Origin of the sequence: Mesorhizobium sp. M0028 (genome assembly GCF_040323855.1) — a bacterium.
In the GTDB taxonomy this organism is placed as follows: Bacteria; Pseudomonadota; Alphaproteobacteria; order Rhizobiales; family Rhizobiaceae; genus Mesorhizobium.
This window is the reverse complement of record NZ_JAMYVG010000001.1, coordinates 351,545-370,169: the sequence shown is the minus strand read 5'-3', so window position 1 is coordinate 370,169 and position 18,625 is coordinate 351,545. Positions and strand designations below refer to the sequence as shown.

Genomic DNA, 18,625 nt, shown 5'->3' with positions numbered 1-18,625 from the left:
CACCCGCCAAAGCGCGGGTTTGCTGCGCTGCAGCGTCGTTTTCTCGAATGCCCGGTGCCATTTGATCCCGATTTGCTTGTCACTGTTGACAGAGCGATATCGTCATGATTGGTTTAACGCTAATATGAAAATTGCCAGAGCCGCGATCGGCTAAGGCAGGCCTTCGAGGGAGGAACCCGAATGGCGCTCAGGTGGAGCAAGGTCTCGCCGCAGCTTGCGCTGATTCCTGCGCTCACTGTCACCCTGGTGGCCTTCGCCGGCGCCATCGGATGGACGATCTGGATGTCGTTCACGCGTTCGCGTCGTTTCCCTGACTACGCGATCGACCCCGCAGTTTGGGCGCGCCAGTATGACCGGCTTTTCAGCGACGGCGTCTGGATGACCTCGCTCCGGAACGTCGTCGTCCTGGCGATCGGCAGCGCGCTCGCCATCGTGCTGGGTTTCATCCTGGCCGCGATGATCGAGAAGGAAAAGCGCGGCGAAGGCTTCTTCCGGACGATTTTTCTCTATCCGCTCGCGGTGTCGCTGATCGTCACCGGCATCGTCTGGCGCTGGATGTTCAACCCGGCCCTCGGTGTCCAGAACTTCCTGCACCAGCTGGGCTGGGAAAGCGCCAATTTCAACTGGCTGGCCGATCCTGCCACGGCAATCTACGGCATCATTCTCGCCTCGATCTGGCACGGGCTCGGCTTCTACATGGCGCTGATGCTGGCCGGCCTGAAGTCGATCAACACGGAAATCTGGAGCGCCGCCAAGCTCGACGGCGTGAGCTTCTGGCGGCTCTACGTCGAGATCATCATTCCGATGCTGAAGTTCACGTTCCTGACCTGCGCGATCCTGCTGTCGCTCGGCGTGGTCAAGACCTACGACATCGTGCTCGCCATGACCAATGGCGGACCCGGTACGTCAACCTGGACGCCGGCCTATTTCGTCATCAACGCCTATTCGACCCGTTCCAACATCGGTTACGCGTCCGCCTCAGCAGTCATCATGCTGTTGATCACGGCTGCCGTCTTCCTGCCGCTGATGCTGGTCACCGCCTGGCAAGTCCGCCGTCGCCAGGCCGCCGCCGTATGAATGCCGTGTCCGCTTACGAGACATCAGCGGCCGCGCGCATCGGCGGGCGCGTCTACCCCCGTAGGCGCCGCCGCATCAAGGGAGCGTCGATCGCCGTCCTCGTGTTCCTCGCCATGTGCGCGGCCTTCATTTCGATCCCGCTCTACGTGGTGATCGTCACCTCTTTCAAGACAATGGACCAGATCGCGCTCGGCGAGGTCTTTTCGCTGCCGACCACCTGGACATTCGAAGGCTGGTGGAAGGCCTGGGCAGAAGTCTGCTCGGGCATGACGTGCGAGGGTGTCAGGCACGGATTCTTCATCTCGCTCGCCATTCTGTTCCCGAGCCTGTTCCTGTCGATCGCCCTGGCGTCGGTCACCGGCTACGCGCTGGCTCTGTGGAACGTCCGCTGGGCTGGCCCCTTTCTGTTCGTATTGTTCATGTGCGCCTTTGTGCCGTTCCAGATCATCATGATCCCGTTGGTCGCCCTGACCGCCTCGCTCGGCATCTACGGCACCATTTGGGCGATCGCCGTCATCCACGCCGTGCTGGCGATGCCGCTGCTGACGTTGATCTTCCGCAATTTCTACAAGGACGTGCCGCCCGAGATCATCAACGCGGCGATCATGGATTCCGGTAGCTTCTGGCGCATCTTCGCCGAGATCATCCTGCCGATGTCCGGCAACATCATGATCGTCGTGCTGATCCTGATGATCACCAGCGTCTGGAACGACTTCCTGATCGGGCTCACCTTTGGCGGCATGGGCGCCCAACCGATGACCGTCATCCTGGCCAACACCGTCATCACGGAGCGCGGCGAGGTCCACTACAATGTCGACATGGCCGCAGCTTTGCTGACGGCCATCCCGCCGCTGGTGGTCTATTTCGGGCTCGGCAAATTCTTCGTCCAGGGCATCACCGCCGGAGCCATCAAGGGATAGCCGTGCCGAAGGTCGAATTCAAAAATATCGTCAAGCAGTTCGGGCGCGTCACCGTGCTCGAGGATCTCGACCTCACCGTCAATGACGGCGAGTTCCTGGTGCTGCTCGGCCCGTCCGGCTGCGGCAAGACCACATTGCTTAACCTGCTTGCCGGCCTGCAGGAGGTGACCGCAGGCTCGATCACCATCGGCGGCCGCGATGTCACCGATCTCGATCCCAAGGACCGCGGCCTGGCCATGGTGTTCCAGTCCTATGCGCTCTATCCGACAAAAACGGTGCGCGGCAACCTGAAGTTCGGCCTCTCGGCGCAACGGCTCGACCGCGGCGAGATAGAGCGGCGTGTCGCCTGGGCCGCACAGCTGTTGCGTATCGAACCGCTGCTCGACCGCCGTCCGGCGCAACTGTCCGGCGGCCAGCGCCAGCGCGTCGCCATCGGCCGCGCGCTGGTGAAGAATGTCGACGTGTTCCTGTTCGACGAGCCGTTGTCCAACCTCGACGCCAAGCTGCGCACCGAGATGCGTCTGGAGATCAAGAAGCTCCACCACGACCTCAAGAAGACGGTTGTCTACGTTACCCATGACCAGGTCGAAGCGATGACTATGGCGACGCGGATCGCTGTAATGGACGGCGGCGTCATCCAGCAGATCGGCACGCCGGACGAGATCTACGAGCGGCCGGCCAACCTCTTCGTCGCTCGTTTTGTCGGCTCGCAGCCGATGAACGTCTTCGAGACGACGATCGATCTCACCGGCAACCGCGTCGTCGCGACCCACCGGTCGACCGGCGTCGAGATGGACCTGTCCGACTATTCCTTCATCAGGCAGCCGGCCACGGGCATGAAGGTGCTGGTCGGCTTGCGGCCGGAGCATTTCTCGATCGGCAGGCCGAATGGCGGCAAACCGGCCGCCATCTTCGACCTGCCGCTGCGCTACAGCGAAAAGACCGGTAGCGACGGTACCGCCTTCTTGGCGGCCGCCGACGAGCTGCTGGCTGTGCATGTAGACCATTCGCAGATCGGCGCGCTGCGGGACGGCGCCAGCGTCAGAGCGATCTTTCCGGCCGACCGGTTCAATCTTTTCGACGCCGAAACTCGGAGTCGGATTTAACATCAATAGGGAGGAAACGATGTCCAGAAGACTGACGTCCAAGAGACTGCTGGGCGCATTTGGACTGGCGCTGGCGATCGGCGCCGCGCCGTTCGCCAGCGCCGCCGCCACCGAGCTCAAACTGTTCCATACATGGTCGAATGAGAGCGAGATCGGCGCGCTCAACGCGATCGTCAAGGCGTTCGAAGCGAAAGGTAATAAGATTACCGAGATGGCCGTGCCGCACGAGCAGGCCGGCTCCAGCCCGCTGGTCAGCCTGATCGTCGCCGGCACACCACCCAATTTGTTCATCAACTCCGAGCCTGGCCTTTATCGCGATCTGACCAAACGCGGACTGGGCGAGCCGCTCGACGCCTATTTCGACAAGATCGGGGCGACGCCGAATTTTCCCGAAACGGTTTTGAAGTCAATCAAGGTCGACGGCGAGATCCGCAAAATCCCGACCGGCGTCCATATCGACGGGATGATCTACTACAACAAGAAGGTCGCCGCCGAGGCCGGCGTCGACCCGACCAAATGGGCCTCGCTCGACGATATGTTCGCCGACATGAAAAAGGTCCAGCAGGCCGGCTTCACCTTCATCGGAGTGGGCGGCAACACGTTTCAGGCCGGCTATCTCTTTCATGCCCTGGTCGCTGCCGTCGCCGGCCCGGACATATACAACCGCTTCTATGGTGAAACGCCTGACAAGACTGTGTTCGACGAGAAAGGCCTGCGCGACGCGATCGACATGTTCCGCAAGATCACCAGCCAGGCCGACGCGGGCTGGGTGAACCGGCAATGGAACGAGACGACCAGCACGGTCATTTCGGGCAAGACGCTCATGCAGATCCATGGCGACTGGATGAAGGGTCAGTGGAAGGCCAACAAGAAGGTGCTCGGCGAGGATTTCGGCTGCATCAACATTCCCGGCACCAAGGCGCTATCGGTGACGGTGGATGCGTTCGGCATCCTCGGCGGCCAGCCCGATGACGTGCTCAAGGCAGAGCTCGACTTCGCCGGTACCGTCGTCGACCCCAAGATCAACGCCGAGTTCGCTTCCATCAAGGGATCGAGCCCGGTGCGCCTGGACGTTCCGACCGACAAGCTCGACGCCTGCAACCAGCTCGTCCTCGACTCGCTGAAAAAGCCCGGCTTCAGCGTCCAGAATCCTTTCAACATATCCGACACCGACTGGCTGAACTCGGTGTGGAATACGATGTACACATTCCAGGGCGACCCCGACATGACGGTCGACGACGTCATCGGGGATTTCCGCAGCGAATACGCGGCGGTCTTCCCGTAATATTGGTTGAGTCCGCGCCGCCCACCTGCCTCGCGAGTTCGTCGAAGGACGATACCCTCTCCCGTGAACGGGGAGAGGTTGATCGATCATTTGGCCAACTCAACGCGCTGCCACTAAGCCACGGGAAACATTTTGCGCAACAGATGACGGGGGCAACTCCTGCATCCATTGACAGTCGTCATGCTCGGCTGGAGAATGAAGAAGGTCAACGGCGATAGCCATGCGGGAAGGCAATGGTCCAACCGCCAGATACCGGACACCGTCCTGGCAGCGTCGTCGCGGTCATCGTCATTTGTTTGATCATCGTCGCTTTGTTCTTCATAGGCTTCAGATACTCAAGGCCAGGCCAAGGTACCCTCGTTATTCCTGGCGGTACGCTGCAGCAACCGTGAATCCGACCCCTTGGCGCTGATGCGGAGCCGTTCTCGGGCTACCAAAAGTGCCCCGGCGGGACTGGGGACGACAGCAAGAACCGTCCGGCGCTTCGCGGCCGGTCTTTTGCATCCCGCCGCGGCCTTCCTTTCCCACCTAAACAACCAAGCCTGGCCGGTGTGAGGTCGACATACTGGGAGACGACGAGCCCCATCCACCAGGCACTAGACGGCCCTGATCAGCCGGAGCAGAGAAAGCGCCTCGAAAAAGGTCCCCTTGCGAAAGGCGAGATAGGTCGGCTCTTCGACACCGTGGAACCGGCGCTTGAAGGCCGCCTGCCCCTGCAGGTTGAAGCGGGTGCGATTGACCCACGGCGATTCATAGGCGCGCTGGAAAGCGCACCGCCAGAAATCGCTTTCGACAAACCCGCTGGGTCCGATTTCGACCAGCGGCGACAGGCCGAGGGTAACGACGGAAACACCTTCGTTGCGAAAGCGGTCGACCGCAAATTTGGTCAGGCCGATCTCGGCATGCGCCGAGGCATCGATGTGCTTGCGCTTGAACGAGGTGGTGTAGCCGATGACCTTGCCGTCACTGAACAGCGGATCGAAATCCAGCAAGGCAACGAGCTCTCCATCCGGACCGTGCAGGACGAAGCGGCGCATGTCGATGCCAAGGTGATCGGCAAAGGGCCTGTTGAGAAACCTCATCTCCCAGCGCTTGACGATGCGGTCTGCCCGCCAGTTCTGGGAGAGCCTGGCAATCTCGTCGAGGAAGACGGTCCCGTTGTCCTCCGCAAAGGAAAACCCCTTCCTCAAGAGCCAACGTTCGGAATAGCGCACTGTCTCATTGCGCCTTCCGGAAAAGTCGTGGCCGGGCAGGACAAGCCTGGTGTCGACGCCAAGGCGGTTGACCTGATAGCCAAGCCCGGCAAGCACGCGCGCCGTCTGTTCGCCGATCTGCACGAACCACGGGCTGCCTGCAACCTCGACGAAACGTTTGATATAGTCGCGCCGATCGGCCGGGGCAGCCATTGGATCACCGAGCGCGAAATGATGTCGCGTTTTGCTGCCGTAAGCGATGTAGCCCTGGGCATCGCCGAAGTAATGAAGCCCCTTCTGCACGGCGGCCGAATAGGCAAGGGAAAAATCACCATGGCGACGGACCAGCGCCAGGCGCTCGACATGGTTCAGCTGCAGCCGCGGTATTTTAGGCCCGCGGTTTTCCAAGAAACGATCGAGGCGTCTTCGCAGTGACGGCATGGTCGACTTTCGCGTGCCGGCTAGGCCGATGAAAGAGCTGACGGACCCCAGACCGATCATATTGCCGCGAGCTGATCCTTACCTGGGTGCGGCATCTTATCCGGCCTGAGCTGACAGATTTAGGCACAATCCGTCCCCGGTCCCGCCCCAAGGCGGCACCACGCATTGTTGTCGACGCCTAGCGTCTGACGGCTGGTTGCTGCGCTCTTCGCGACACGAAATCGATGCCACTTCGGAAGCGCTCACCTGCCAAACACGATGCCGCTTATCGAACTGCGCTCTGAGAAGATTGTGCTTGATCTGAAGCCAGGAATTCGTCGCGTTCTGCTATCCACAAATCGGCATAGTCGACATTCTGCCACTCGGCAAACCACGGGCCGCCGCTCGTATAGTGGACCGCCTTAGGTGTGCCGACAGCAGGCTTTTCGTTCCAGCCTTCGAGCCAATTCCACTCTACCGGCAATGAGCCCAGATCTTCGTCGGCAACCCACTGCATTCGGTGAAGATAGGCGCCACTTTCCTGGTTCACGACCTCTGGCGTGAGCGATTTGACCGAGGGATGCGCGCAATTGAACAGCATCAACGACGACCAGTTTTTCCGAGGATAGGATGTCTGGACCACGCCATCCATCTTGGTCGTGGCCTTCGGCGTATAGTCATGCTGGACGCAATAGACCGCCTTGTCCGAGTCCGTATATTTCAGCAGGCCGGCGACGTCACCGAGCCACAGGAAATCGCAATCGCAAAACAGGGCCCAACCCGTGTAGCCGGCGAGGAAGGGCGTCAGGAAGCGCGTGTAGGTGAACTCTGTTGAGGCGAGCGGATCTTTTTCCCGCCAATACAGCTCGCGGGCACGCATCTCGTCCTGCTTGATCGGAATGACGGAGACAGGCGCCGACGCATGTTTGAGCAGCGAGTGGCGCGCGACGTCGTACGCGATCGGCTCACGGCTGTCCCATCCGATAAATACCCTAAACGCATCAGTCATATTCACTACCCTGGCTTTCGATTTAAACGGTCGTACACTAACTAGTTGGCGATGGCTCGGCAACAATGGCAGTCGCCCAAGCCGGTTTCTCACAGATTTGTCCTGGCCTCGGTCTTGCTGGTTCGGGTGGAATTGGCCTCGCTCCCCAATGCCACACGCGCCCATTTCTGATAGGTGTAGCTGGCGGAATAAGCGGCAACCATCGCCCCAGTGGAACCGTCCAGAAATCCCAGCCGGAAAACATAGCTTCGCATATAGGCCCAGACGGAGCGCAAAACCGCCTTGCCTATCGAGCTTTTTTTGCCCTCGGCAAGCAGCCGCGCGGCGGACGCTTCCGCATACCGGCCAATCTTGTCGTGGGCATCCGCCAGGTCGGCGATGGAGTCGTGCTCGATCGGCTGGGACAATCGCCCGACCTTCCCGTTCACCACTACTTTCTCGTGCACGGTGTCGTCGCTGAAGCGCCCGGAGCGGCGACGAAATAGCCTGAGCACCAGATCGGGTGACCAGCCGCCATGGCGGACAATATGCCCGCAAAAGCGCGATCTTCTCGGTATTTCGAAGCCGTCATAGCCTTTTGGGTCGGCGATTGCGGCTCTGATTTCCGCACCGAGCGGCGCCTCCACCCACTCATCGGCATCCAGCGAAAGGATCCAATCCCCCGTTGCCGCGGCAAGCGCACGGTTTTTTTGCGCGCCGAAACCGGGCCAATCAAGGGTCATCAAAACCTTGGCTCCGAGATCACCGGCAATGTCCCTGGTTCTGTCGCTGCTGTCATTGTCTAGAACGACGATTTCGTCGGCAAAATCCACCGAACGAAGGCAGCACGCGATGGACGCCTCCTCATTGCGGGTGATGATAACGACCGAGAGCACCGGCACGGTCAGAAGGTTCCGGCATCAAAGCTGCCGCTGTCATTCGAATGTATCTGCAGCATCGGCTCCCGGCCTGTTAGCGCACTGAGGGTACTAACCTAATCCAACAAAGTCGAAAATCATTTCAGATCAAGGCTTTCATACAGCGCCATCATTCGCTTTATCATGAGGTTGAAATCATAATGCTCGGCCGCCGCTCTCACCCGGGTCGCGGTCTCAAATCGTGACGACAACTGCAGCGCGTGCGCGAGCCCTGCAGCGAGGTCGCTTTCGCTGGCCGCGTCGCAAACAAGCGTCGGCTCGAACCGCTCGACAAGCTCGCGCGCTCCGCAGCCGGTGCTTACCACAGCGGGCAAGCCGCTGGCCATGGCCTCGATCACCACTGTGCCGAAAGGATCATAGATGGAAGGCAGCACGGCAATATCGGCCGCGCCGTACCACGGCAACATGTCCTTTTGCGGCCCCAGCATCTTGAGCCTTGCGCCGAGACCCAGCCTGTCACCAGTCTGCCTGAAGGCGTTGGCGCGCGAATCGTGGCCGACGACCCACAATTCCGGCTCGCCATCGAGCCTGGCGACAGCCCTCATCAGTGCAAGAAGCCCCTTTCGCGCAAAGCCCGAGCCGACAAACAGGACGACCGACCTGTTATCGTCGACGTCGAGCCGCGCGCGGACCGCGGTCCGATGCTGTTGGCGCAGTTGCGGATTGAAGCGGTCGAGGTCCACGCCGTTGGGGATATGGTGCACATTTTCCGCCGGATAATCGTAGTGACGGACAATGTCGTCTGCGACCATTTTCGAAATCGCAATGACAGCTTTGAGCCGTGGGCTGGCATAGGTTGCGCGCTCGAGGCGCAGCGTCTGGCGGTGAAAAGGGCTCAGCGCCATTGCCGCCCTGCCAAGCCGCGTCTGGAAACGCCGCCGCTCGGCAAGATAGGCGGCATGAACGCCCTCCCCGGCCCGGAAGACATCGCAGCACGGGAGGCGATCGTTGCTCTGCACCAGCGCCCGTGGCATCTCGGCGATCTTGCGGCAGGCGGCTTGAGCAAAGGACGTCGCCCGCAGCGAACGCGGAAAGCGGCGGCCGGCGCAATGGATGAACTCTATCCCTTCATTACGCGGCCAGTCGCCGGAGAGCACGGCCACCGGCCGCTGACGCGCCGCGAACGCGGCCATGATGTTTTCCAGCATGATCTCGCCTCCACCGAAAGGCGCATAACGCTGGCGCACGAACAGGATCGGCACTGTCGGTTCGGCTTGGACCTGCCGATCATGCTGAGACAGAGCCATTTGACCTCGCTACGCCGTGAAGATTTGCACATGATCGACTGGAGTGTCGTTTTCCTGAGGTAGACTGTGCGCCGCCGAGCAGAAGCCGCGCATTGCCGTCAGTAGCCGAAAGCCTCAAAATCCTCGGCATAGAGGCTAGAGACGATCCCGCGCGATCTCTTATCATAGTAATCGTCGGCCTTGCTCGTCGCATCCGTTCGGCTTTGGCTGCGGTGGATGGTGTTGCTGATTTGCCTGCCGCCACTGATCCGATCCCACACCTTTTGGAAGTCCTCGGCGAAATTTTCGACACGACCGATAAAATCAAACTCGGACGTGGGCATGACAAGCGACGATGTCTGCGGAGCCCAATGGAGGTCCGCATACAGCCAGCCATCTTCCAGGAGATCACAAAATTCACAGAAAGTCGGGATATTGCCGCGCTTACCGATGTTTTTCTTTCCCGTCGCGACCTTATCCAAATAGGCCGACAGCACGCGGCTGTAGGGATTCCGCACAAACGTGAACGCGAACACGTTCGAAATCGAATCAACCTGATCGACGGTCAATTGCGACGGACGCAACAGGGTGTCGCTCTGCAGCAATTGTTTCTTCGCGCCGGCGAGCTGGAACTTTTCGCGAAATTTAAGCTGGGCCAAGTTTATTGTGACCGTAGAGTTGGCCGACTTCGCAATGCGATTGTAGAAAAATCCGTGATCGGGATCAAACAATCCTTGCCGATCGGCGGTCAGTATCGTCAATTTGCCGCCATACGGGTATCGCTTGTAAAACGGAGAAGCCGGTATGGTCCTTTTGGCGACCGTTCGGCCAACCTTTGTTTTGATTTTCCGAAATCGTTTCAGCACATTCGAGCTCGATCCGTGAGTGGTTTCGTCCCCCGTTTACCGTGCCCACCGCGGCGTATAGCGTAAGTCTGTCGACGCTGCCAAGTTAGAGATTGAATGTAAAAAATTTGGCGGAACATTTGCGTTGTCTAACGCCTTCCCACCCCCGGAAAAACATCGCAGCACAAAAGGCGATCATTGTCCTGCACCAGGGCCGGAAGCGTTGGTCGTGCTGTGACAAGCCCGTGCGACGCGCGATGCCTCTATCCACCTCAATTGAGCTTTCGAACTTGGCGGGAGTTTCTTCGCAGTCTATTAAGCGCCGTAAGCCAGCCTTGGATAGGGCAATGCGGTAAAGACAGTCTGCCTGCTTACAGGCCTATGCCACGACAGGTAGACTGATTTCAAGGCGAGGGTTTTTGCCGATGACGACCAGCCATGTTTCGCCCGATAATGTCGTGCCGGGCAAACCCCAGTTCGGCGCATTCCGTCGCCTCGAGCGCTCGTTGCGGCCACGGCTGCAAAGCCTTCGCGACGTAGTCAGGGAGCCGTTTCTTGCCTGGGCGCATCCGGAAGCCCTCGCCTTCTACCGCAGGGCCGTGGCAACCGCATACCTGCCGGACGACCTGATCGACGTGGTTCCGCAACTCAAGATCCTGTACCTGGCAACGCCGAAGGCGGCCAGCAGCCGCATTCGAAGCAACCTTGCAGCCATGATCGGCAACGACACCGTGTCGGGGTGGCGCAGCGACCAGAACTGGAAGGTCCACAACCGAAAGGCGTCACGGTTGCAGGCGCCTCGCCATGGCATCGTGCAGTTCCACCACATGGCGACAAGTGCTGAAGCCTTGCGATTTACCTTCGTTCGCAATCCCTACACCAGGCTGTTGTCGTGCTGGGCCGACCAATATCGCGACCGTCCCCTTGTGCCTGGCTATGGCAGGGTCGAGGTCTATCTGGCCCACCGCGAACGGGCCGATCCGGCGCTGCCTGTCGGCGCTGACAAGAGCCTGTCCTTTGCAGATTTCGTCGCCTTTGCCTGCAAGACGTCCACATGGCGCATCGACAAACATTGGCAGAGGCAAAGCGACATTGTCGAAGTTCCAGGAGTTGCGTTCGACCTCATCGGCAAGACCGAGACTTTCGCAAAGGATTTCGAACGGGTTCTCGATCATGTCGGTGCAGGCGACGATATGCGGCGCGCGGCGATGCCGCCCCTGCACACCTCCTCGCGTCGCAGGCTTGCCGACTACTTCACGCCAGAACTGGCGGATTCCATCTATCGCGCATATGAGCGCGACTTCGATCAGTTTGGCTATCCGCGCGCGCTTCCAGAGTGAAAATATCGGGCGTATCGCTCAAAGGTACCCGAAAGCCTGCATCAGGGGCTTCCCACGGCCCTCGGTAAGCTCCGCCAATTCCTGCTGACCAAGGTCGGTCTTCCATCGTCCGCGCCCGTCATAGATCGGCTGATTGACCTGCTGGTTGCGGAGTGCAGTATGTTGCGTCTCAAGTTCGACTTCGGCCGGCTTGAACCATTGCTGCGGCTTCCTGTGATAGTCGAGCAGGTCCGGGCTGAAGGGCAGGTTGAGAAAGCCGCAGATGCGCTCGACGATCTTGGCCGGATCCTCGACCAGATCCTCGTAGCGATAGATCAGTACATCCGGCTGTCCTTGTTCGGCGAGAACGAGCGCATTGTCGCCGATCCAGCGGTCGAGCGCCTCCCTTGGATCGCCAAGACGCTTGGCCAATGACGCCACGACGTCGCGCCCGTCCCGCACCGGCATCACGAAACGCGCCCCGGGCACGAGGCGGCGAATACGGCCGACGCGACGGATATGCCGCGGCGTTTTTTCAAGCAGCAAGGTCTTTCCGGCACCGCGCGCCGCGCGCTTCAGCTTCCAATAGCGAAACATCGCCAGCGGGGTCCATTTGAAGAAGACATTGGTTTCCTGGAACGGCAGGTAGACGTCGGGATGGGCTGCGAGGATCGTCGCGATCAACGTCGTGCCGCTATGACCGCAGCCGCATATGAATCCGGTCCGCATCACCATGTCGGCAGTGCTCCCATGGCCCGACCCCGCTCCGTCACGGCGAAATGCTGGCAGCCTTGAGGGTGGCTATGCGGAGGCATTCGAAAACTTGGCGCCTTTCAGGAAACCGGACAATACCGCCTCCTGATAGCTTTCCTCGGATTGCGAAGCCACGGCCGTTCGCTTCCAGCTTTGTGGAAGACCAAATCCCTGCTTCTTACGTTTGAGCGTGCTTGCCGGCAAAACATTGCGATATGCGTATTTAAGCCCGCCCTTAAGCTGGCCATCCTTGTAAAGAAACGACTCCGGCAGGCTGAACGCATATTCGATCATCGTTCGCGACAGGAACGGGATACGCGCTTCGAGCGAAACCGACATGCTCAACCGATCGACCTTGGTCAGGATATTGTTGGGCAGACTGGTATGAAAATCGAGATATTGCAGGCTGCGCAACGGTCCGAGTTCCGGCTTCCACCACGCCCTGAGATGGGCGAGTTCATCATAGTCAGCAGCGATGGCAAGGCGTTCGCGATAGACGTCGCGCTGCCATCTCGTTCTGCCGGAGCCAATGGCGATGGAGAGCTCGACCGGGTCACGCGTGGTGATCAGGCGCAAATTGCGGTCCTTCAGGCGCCACCCGCTCTGTGAACCGAACGGGACGAAACGTTGCTTCCTGCGAATGCCGCTAAACCGCTTGTATGAGCGATAGCCGCCGAAAAGCTCGTCCCCGCCATCGCCCGTCAGCACGACGGTCCTGTCGCGGCTGGCAAATTCGCAGACACGAAACGCCGGGATGGCGGCCTTGTCGGAAAGCGGCTCGTCATACCATTCCCGCGTGCGGTCGAAGACGTCATCGAGCTCTGTCGGCTGCAGGATCCGGATCGCGTGTTCGGCGCCGAACAGCGCCGCGACCTTGGCCGCCTGCGCGCTCTCGTCAAATCTCGGATCTTCGAAGCCGATCGAAAACGCCTTTGCCGTGGGGTTCACCGCAACGGCATGCGACAGGACAACCGCCGAGTCTATGCCGCCACTGAGAAAATAGCCGACCGGCACATCGCTCACCATGTGAGCGGCAACGCTCGCCTGCATGCGGTCCCGCAGCCCGTCGGCCAGGCGGTCGTCATTGTCCGAGCGGAGTTCGGTAGGCATGGTCCAGTAACGCCCGACATCGACGCGGCCGGTTTCCAGATCGAATGTCAGCCGACTTGCGGCCGGAAGTTTGAAGATATTGCGGTAGAGGCTTTTGGGCGCTGGAATATAGCGGCATGCGAGATAGTCCAGGACAGCCGTCTCGTCGATCGGCGGCAGATCGTCGCCGAGCCAGGCCTGCAGCGCTTTGAGTTCCGACGCCCAGGCAAATCGGCGTCCCGAATGGAAGTAGAAGAACGGCTTCATGCCCGGCCGGTCGCGGATCGCATGCAGCTTGCGGCGTTCCCCGTCATGGATCACCGCCGCATACATGCCGTCCAGCTTCTCGCAGAGCCCTTCGAGCCCCCACACCCGATAGCCATGCAGCACAACTTCGGAATCGGACTGCGAGGTGAATACGCAGCCTTTGGCAATCAGATCGGCGCGGAGCTCGCGATAGTTGTAGATCTCACCATTGACCGTGATCGCGAACTTCCCGTCGGCGCTGACCATGGGCTGATTGCCTGCCGCCGAGAGGTCGATAATGCTGAGGCGCCGAAACCCGTGATAGAGATCGCTGGTGACACGTGCGCCGCCATAATTCGGGCCGCGGTGCACAAGCGTGTCGCGGGCCTGGTCGGCACGATGGATATCGTCGGGCGAAAAGCCCTCGGCACGATAGACGCCGAACAATCCGCACATCATTGGCTCCGCAGGAAGATCTTCGGTTCGAAAGCTTTTTGCCGGCTCCGCCAGCCGGGCCAGACCAGTATAGGAAACTGCCTGGATGCTCAACCGCCCTGCTGATTTGTACGGTCAGGCTCGAGCGGCCTCGAGCAGGCGCCTCATGTTCTTCTCCGCCTCGTCCATCACCTCGGCCCAGGGCCGTAGGCGGCCGTGATCTGGGGATCGGCCCGGGCCGAGCGCGCGGGCCGATAGAACTCGCATGATGGATCGCTGTGGCCAGCCAGACCTGCTTCTCGCCCTTCTCGAACCGGAGAGCAGAACCTAGATGGCAAAAAAGGCATCGGCATATGAGGCAAAATCGTAGCTATCGGCGTCGTGCCGCTATGTCCGCATCCGCAGACAAACCGATGCATCGGATCAATTCACACCTGCCCCTGTCGCCGATATAAGATATGCCATGCCGCAGGAAGGCCTCATCGAGCCGCTTCCAGTAATCGAGCCGCGCAAGTACATTGTCGCAGAAGGCTACATCATCTACGCTGAGGTAGTCCAAATAACCACCGACCTTACCTTTTCGAACCTTGAAACTTTCCGGGTCGTCAGGATTGCGTGGTCGCAATTTTCCGCCATAGCGCGCACCCAGTTCTCCTGAGATTTCAGATTGCTGCATTCGTTTGAACGACCTACTGACGACCACATCAGCAAGGTTGGACTCGTCGAAGGACTTTCCCACAAAGTTTCCGACACTGCGCAAAGCGTCGTTTGTATCCCGCTGCATATCTTCATAGCGCAGAAGCGCAATTTTTCGCATGTAACTTGCGGCTGCGAACCACTGCAGATTGAAAAGGGCAATCTTCTCGACGCCGTGTTTGGGGCTCCTTACACATTCGCCTATCGGACCTGCTCCCAGCTGATGGCGTTTGCAAACCTGAAAATATCCAGACACCACAGTGTCGCGGGGGTCTCGCGTCAGAAATAGGATCCGCTGCCGTTTGTAGCGTGATTTGTCGGTGCTGATCTGTGCAATGTCACGCAGCTCCTTGTGGTCGGAACCATCATGCGTGTAAGCCGCATTGACGCCCAGATCGTCAAGCATTACGCGCAGCCACGTCCGCCCGGACTTGGGAAACGAGACGACAAGGAGTGGCGGCCTTTTTGCAAAGAAGTTGGACAACAATCTCAACTTAGGCCTCCGATTGCGAGCACTTTGATTGCGCAAAATCAGCGGTTGTAAATATCGATCAAAGCATTGGCGATCCGTTGCGAAGCTGGCATCTTTGGATCAATCGACAGATTGGCATTGAGGAAGTCCCGGCTTTGCTCAAAATAGGTCGGTCTTGACCTGACCGCAGCAAGGATATCGTCGACGAGTTGATGCTCCGACCATGTTGGTTTGAAAGCGCCCATAGGACTGTCGAACTCGACCATCGGCGAAACCAGCGGAAAGAGCACCACCGGAATGCCGCAGGCGATCGCTTCGTAAACCGTGGTGCTTGGGCGAGTTACTAGCGCCAGGGCGTCCGGGAGCAGTTGTGCGAAGTCTACGGGCGATTTGTTCGGCATGTCGACTTTTGCGAACATCGTGGGATGGACACTAACGACATGGGCAAGGCCGAGTTTCGCACATGCGGCTGCCACCGCTTCAATCGATTGGCGGTCTGCGAGGTCTTCGATATCCCCCTTGAAGTTCACCAGCACGAAAAGCCCTTCATCGTGCCTGGCGCCCGCGTTTTCGACAGCACGCTCAATTACCGGGGAGCCGACAATGTAGGTCGGTTGTCGTCGTTGCTGCAGCGCTGCCGGTCCCATCGACAGGATGTAGTCAGCTCTCACAAATCGATGCGGCTGCAGCAGTCTCGCACCTCCGATGAGGCCGACCACACGGACCATTCCGAAGTTGATAGAATCTATGAACCGCCTAAAAAATTGCGGTGCATAGTCATTTCCAGTCACCAGCATGTCGCAGGGTCTGATCGTCCGCTTGAGCTCAGCAAAGCTGATATGCGACATTCCCCGGGCGTTTAGTTCAGGGCGTGCGACGCCGCCGCGTTTCAATCCGTCAATATGCGCGAATACGCATTGAATGCCGCCGTCGACCAGAAGTTGAGCCGCATCAGCCAGCAGACGAACATTGTTGCGATTGTGTGGGACGAAGTAGACCGTCCTCGTCTCTGCCCTGCCGCGAGCGTAGATACGCCCCCGCCTGAACAGGTTTCCTGGATGCACAAGCCTGTACACCGCGAGGAGCCGCTGCACAAAGTCTTCGCTGATAAGAGAAGCCGACTTGTTCCCCGACCTACCCAAAGATATGCATCGCCCTCCAAGTCTTGAACCAGCCGCCAGCCGGCAGTTTACAGCGTTCTCGCCGTAAAAAAAGGCCCTTGACCACTTGGCTGCTGTGGCCTTCCTAGTGCGTTCGCGATGCCAGGCGTGGCGGAGTCAACTAGAGGCGATGAGTGAGCACATGTGGTGTCGCGCCTCGTCCATCACGTCGGCCCAGGGCCGTTCGCGCTTTGAGACCAGCACGGCCGAAGGATAGTAGGGCGTGCGGTCGCCCTCCACTGGCCACGAACGTTTGAAGCCGTCACCAAGGATGAAGACCGACGGGACGCCGAGGGCGCCCGCCAGGTGGGCCCCGGTGTTGCTGATGGTTACGACGGCATCCATCGCTGCAACCTGCGCCGCGAACATGTCCATGTCGACAAGCTGATCCACGGTAGGGTCGTGCAACACACGTGTCGGGTCGCCATCGGTCAAGATTTTCAGGTCTGACTCGGTCCGGCCATATTGCAGCGAAACGAACCGAAGGTCCTGTCGGCCAAGCAGGGGACGCCACGCCGCCAGCGGCGGCAGGTCCTTGCCGGGATTGGAGCTGCCCCATGCGATGCCGACCAGCGGCCGGCCGTCCTCGCTGTAGCGGGCGCGAAGTTCAGCGACCCGCGCCGGATCCGGTTTAAGCGGGACGAAATGCTCCCGGATCGTCGCCTCATTGGTTTCGAACACAGCAGTCAGATGCTGGACGCCGGCAAAGGCCTGCGCCTCGGCGTAGGCGGCCTTGTTCCCGGGACCGACAGCCCGCACATCGGCAATGGGAAATGTCCGCTGAAACAACGGCACCAACCGATGCTCGACGAGCACGATCAATCGTGCGGCGCGGGCGAGCGCGCGGCCGACGGAACTCACATGATGGATCGCGGTGGCCAGCCCCTGCTTCTCGGTCTCCATCAGGTCGACGAGCAGTACCTGGCCCGAGACATCCTGGCCGAGCCACTCACGCTCGACACGGCCTTCAACGATATGGCGCCGGGCGATCTTGAGTTCGGCCGCCGGGCCGTAAGCGCCCATCCGCATCAGCGCCTTGCCGAGCTCGTCGAGCAGATGTACCTCGCCCCTCGACTTCGCGATCGATGCTAGCGCCAAGGCTTTCGGCAGCGCGGCCGACCAATCGCGCGCCTCGATGCTTCGCCGATAATCCGCCATCTGATCGGCAATATCGCCGTCACGCCAGCGAAGGAAAAGCTGCCGCCGATGACTGCGGAACCAAACCTTGTATTTGTAGCCGGCAAGCGCGATAGCGCGGCGCAACCGGAGAAGAAATCGGCTATCGGCCATCAGCAACTCCACTGATGATTTGCCTGATCCGTCCACCTGCTTCCTGCATTGCGGACGCCCATGCCTGGCCGCCTTTTCTGACCAGTCGAACGCTTGGATATGTGGCCACGGTCTCGCCGAAGGCGGGCCACGACAGCCGAAACCCGTCGTCGAGCATGACGACCGTTGGGACGCCAAGCGCCCCCGCCAGATTGGCGCCGGTATTGCTGATCGTCACCACGGCATCGAGCGCAGCGATTTGCGCGGCAAAGCGGTCCATATCCGACAACTGGTCGACGGAAGCGTCATGGATGATGCGTCCCGGCGCCCAGTGCTCGAACTCGGAAAGCGCCGGCCCGACATCGCCATATTGCAGGCTGACGAAACGTCCCGGCAGGCTGCCGAGCAACGCCCGCCAATCGTCCAGGGCCGGCAGGTCCTTGGCCTTGTTCAGGCTTCCCCAGGCAAAGCCGATCAGAGGACCGGGGCCGCGATCGAGGTAGGTGCTGCGCAACTCGGCGACCAATCGGCGGTCCGGCTCCAACGGGACGAAGGGCGCGCGTGCTGCCGGTTCATCCGGCCAGAAGTGCTTCGCCAGTGTCTCGAAGCAGGCGAAGACATCGGCGTCCACCGCCGCCACCTCCCCCTGTTCCTCCAGCCTGAGATCGAGCGCAGGATATGTTCGGCGATAGAGTGGCACCAGTCGCGGCTCGACCGAGACGATGCATCGCTCGGCAGCCGCGATCACCGGGCCAAGCAACGACGCGAACTGAAGGAAAATCGCAAGATCGCCTTCGCGGCGCTCGACGGCAAGCCTGCGACCCGCAAGATCACTGCCATCCCATTCGGGCCTGCCTGGCATTTGCTTGCTCGACGCAATCAACTGCCAGGCACGGTTCCCGCCGCCGAGACGTCTGAGGCCACGCCCGGCTTTCTTGACAAGCCCGCGATCGCCAAGCTGCTCACCCAGCAGGCCGAGTGCCAGCGCATGGTCCCGGGCCGCCTTCCAGTCGCTTCGCTCGACGCTCTCCGCCATCAGCCTCATATGCCGTTCGACGCTTTCGTCGGCATGACGCGAGGGCCGTTTAAGAAGTTCCTTTGCTCGATCAAAAAGTGTCTGTAGCCGCTTGCCCGCGCCTGCTTGCGGGCGCAGGTCCGCAGCTTTTGCTTTTTGAAGGACGGATCGTC

The 18,625-nt window shown here is 60.1% G+C and carries 16 protein-coding genes; 5 read left to right on the top strand and 11 right to left on the bottom strand.

All coding sequences use genetic code 11. The annotated features are described in order from the left end of the window. The first annotated feature begins 180 nt into the window (after positions 1-180). The 4 genes from NKJ93_RS01785 to NKJ93_RS01770 are packed head-to-tail and all read left to right on the top strand — an operon-like array spanning position 181 to position 4,388. Positions 181-1,077 carry a carbohydrate ABC transporter permease gene (locus NKJ93_RS01785; RefSeq protein WP_352482625.1) on the top strand — a complete coding sequence of 299 codons (897 nt, stop codon included), beginning with the start codon at positions 181-183 and terminating at the stop codon, positions 1,075-1,077. Next, complete coding sequence (locus NKJ93_RS01780; RefSeq protein WP_023717676.1) at positions 1,074-1,997, top strand: carbohydrate ABC transporter permease; 924 nt, start codon at positions 1,074-1,076, stop codon at positions 1,995-1,997. The genes NKJ93_RS01785 and NKJ93_RS01780 overlap by 4 nt, the downstream gene beginning before the upstream one ends. Positions 1,998-1,999: 2 nt before the next feature. Beyond that, on the top strand, positions 2,000-3,103 hold the full coding sequence (locus NKJ93_RS01775) for an ABC transporter ATP-binding protein (RefSeq protein WP_352482627.1): 1,104 nt from the start codon (positions 2,000-2,002) through the stop codon (positions 3,101-3,103). Positions 3,104-3,122: 19 nt separating this feature from the next. After that, positions 3,123-4,388, top strand: a complete 1,266-nt coding sequence (locus NKJ93_RS01770; RefSeq protein WP_023717677.1) for an ABC transporter substrate-binding protein — start codon at positions 3,123-3,125, stop codon at positions 4,386-4,388. Positions 4,389-4,984: 596 nt separating this feature from the next. Here the strand turns inward: NKJ93_RS01770 and NKJ93_RS01765 are convergent. The 5 genes from NKJ93_RS01765 to NKJ93_RS01745 form a co-directional block, all read right to left on the bottom strand. Then, the gene (locus NKJ93_RS01765) at positions 4,985-6,022 is read right to left on the bottom strand and encodes a phosphatidylglycerol lysyltransferase domain-containing protein (RefSeq protein WP_023717678.1); all 1,038 of its coding nucleotides are present in this window, start codon (positions 6,020-6,022) and stop codon (positions 4,985-4,987) included. Between the two features lie 265 nt (positions 6,023-6,287). Beyond that, the gene (locus NKJ93_RS01760) at positions 6,288-7,010 is read right to left on the bottom strand and encodes a glycosyltransferase (protein ID WP_352587205.1); all 723 of its coding nucleotides are present in this window, start codon (positions 7,008-7,010) and stop codon (positions 6,288-6,290) included. Positions 7,011-7,099: 89 nt separating this feature from the next. After that, positions 7,100-7,885: a glycosyltransferase family 2 protein gene (locus tag NKJ93_RS01755; protein WP_352587911.1), complete on the bottom strand. Its 786-nt coding sequence runs from the start codon at positions 7,883-7,885 to the stop codon at positions 7,100-7,102. 119 nt (positions 7,886-8,004) lie between these two features. Beyond that, complete coding sequence (locus NKJ93_RS01750; RefSeq protein ID WP_352587202.1) at positions 8,005-9,174, bottom strand: glycosyltransferase family 4 protein; 1,170 nt, start codon at positions 9,172-9,174, stop codon at positions 8,005-8,007. Between the two features lie 98 nt (positions 9,175-9,272). Further along, positions 9,273-9,914, bottom strand: a complete 642-nt coding sequence (locus NKJ93_RS01745; RefSeq protein ID WP_023717682.1) for a sulfotransferase family protein — start codon at positions 9,912-9,914, stop codon at positions 9,273-9,275. Between the two features lie 509 nt (positions 9,915-10,423). Here NKJ93_RS01745 and NKJ93_RS01740 point away from each other — a divergent pair. Beyond that, positions 10,424-11,338, top strand: coding sequence for a sulfotransferase family protein (locus NKJ93_RS01740; protein WP_352587199.1), 915 nt, complete (start codon positions 10,424-10,426; stop codon positions 11,336-11,338). Positions 11,339-11,356: 18 nt separating this feature from the next. Here NKJ93_RS01740 and NKJ93_RS01735 read toward each other — a convergent pair whose 3' ends face one another. From NKJ93_RS01735 to NKJ93_RS01710, 6 genes are all read right to left on the bottom strand, one after another. Next, a complete protein-coding gene (locus NKJ93_RS01735) occupies positions 11,357-12,052 on the bottom strand; it encodes a sulfotransferase family protein (protein WP_352587197.1) in 696 nt (231 codons plus the stop codon). 66 nt (positions 12,053-12,118) lie between these two features. Continuing rightward, complete coding sequence (asnB, locus tag NKJ93_RS01730; RefSeq protein ID WP_352587194.1) at positions 12,119-13,861, bottom strand: asparagine synthase (glutamine-hydrolyzing); 1,743 nt, start codon at positions 13,859-13,861, stop codon at positions 12,119-12,121. Between the two features lie 349 nt (positions 13,862-14,210). Next, a complete protein-coding gene (locus NKJ93_RS01725; protein ID WP_352858406.1) occupies positions 14,211-15,020 on the bottom strand; it encodes a sulfotransferase domain-containing protein in 810 nt (269 codons plus the stop codon). Between the two features lie 47 nt (positions 15,021-15,067). Next, positions 15,068-16,084, bottom strand: coding sequence for a glycosyltransferase family 28 protein (locus NKJ93_RS01720; protein ID WP_156948027.1), 1,017 nt, complete (start codon positions 16,082-16,084; stop codon positions 15,068-15,070). A gap of 201 nt (positions 16,085-16,285) precedes the next feature. Next, a complete protein-coding gene (locus tag NKJ93_RS01715; RefSeq protein ID WP_352587191.1) occupies positions 16,286-17,458 on the bottom strand; it encodes a glycosyltransferase family 9 protein in 1,173 nt (390 codons plus the stop codon). Continuing rightward, complete coding sequence (locus NKJ93_RS01710; protein ID WP_352482639.1) at positions 17,448-18,482, bottom strand: glycosyltransferase family 9 protein; 1,035 nt, start codon at positions 18,480-18,482, stop codon at positions 17,448-17,450. Before NKJ93_RS01710 ends, NKJ93_RS01715 begins: the two co-directional genes overlap by 11 nt. Between the last annotated feature and the right edge of the window lie 143 nt (positions 18,483-18,625).

Coding starts and splice junctions, on each gene's coding strand:
- NKJ93_RS01785 (WP_352482625.1), top strand. CDS start 181: ATGGCGCTCAGGTGGAGCAAGGTCTCGCCGCAGCTTGCGCTGATTCCT.
- NKJ93_RS01780 (WP_023717676.1), top strand. CDS start 1,074: ATGAATGCCGTGTCCGCTTACGAGACATCAGCGGCCGCGCGCATCGGC.
- NKJ93_RS01770 (WP_023717677.1), top strand. CDS start 3,123: ATGTCCAGAAGACTGACGTCCAAGAGACTGCTGGGCGCATTTGGACTG.
- NKJ93_RS01765 (WP_023717678.1), bottom strand. CDS start 6,022: ATGCCGTCACTGCGAAGACGCCTCGATCGTTTCTTGGAAAACCGCGGG.
- NKJ93_RS01760 (WP_352587205.1), bottom strand. CDS start 7,010: ATGACTGATGCGTTTAGGGTATTTATCGGATGGGACAGCCGTGAGCCG.
- NKJ93_RS01750 (WP_352587202.1), bottom strand. CDS start 9,174: ATGGCTCTGTCTCAGCATGATCGGCAGGTCCAAGCCGAACCGACAGTG.
- NKJ93_RS01740 (WP_352587199.1), top strand. CDS start 10,424: ATGACGACCAGCCATGTTTCGCCCGATAATGTCGTGCCGGGCAAACCC.
- NKJ93_RS01735 (WP_352587197.1), bottom strand. CDS start 12,052: ATGGTGATGCGGACCGGATTCATATGCGGCTGCGGTCATAGCGGCACG.
- asnB (WP_352587194.1), bottom strand. CDS start 13,861: ATGTGCGGATTGTTCGGCGTCTATCGTGCCGAGGGCTTTTCGCCCGAC.
- NKJ93_RS01715 (WP_352587191.1), bottom strand. CDS start 17,458: ATGGCCGATAGCCGATTTCTTCTCCGGTTGCGCCGCGCTATCGCGCTT.
- NKJ93_RS01710 (WP_352482639.1), bottom strand. CDS start 18,482: ATGAGGCTGATGGCGGAGAGCGTCGAGCGAAGCGACTGGAAGGCGGCC.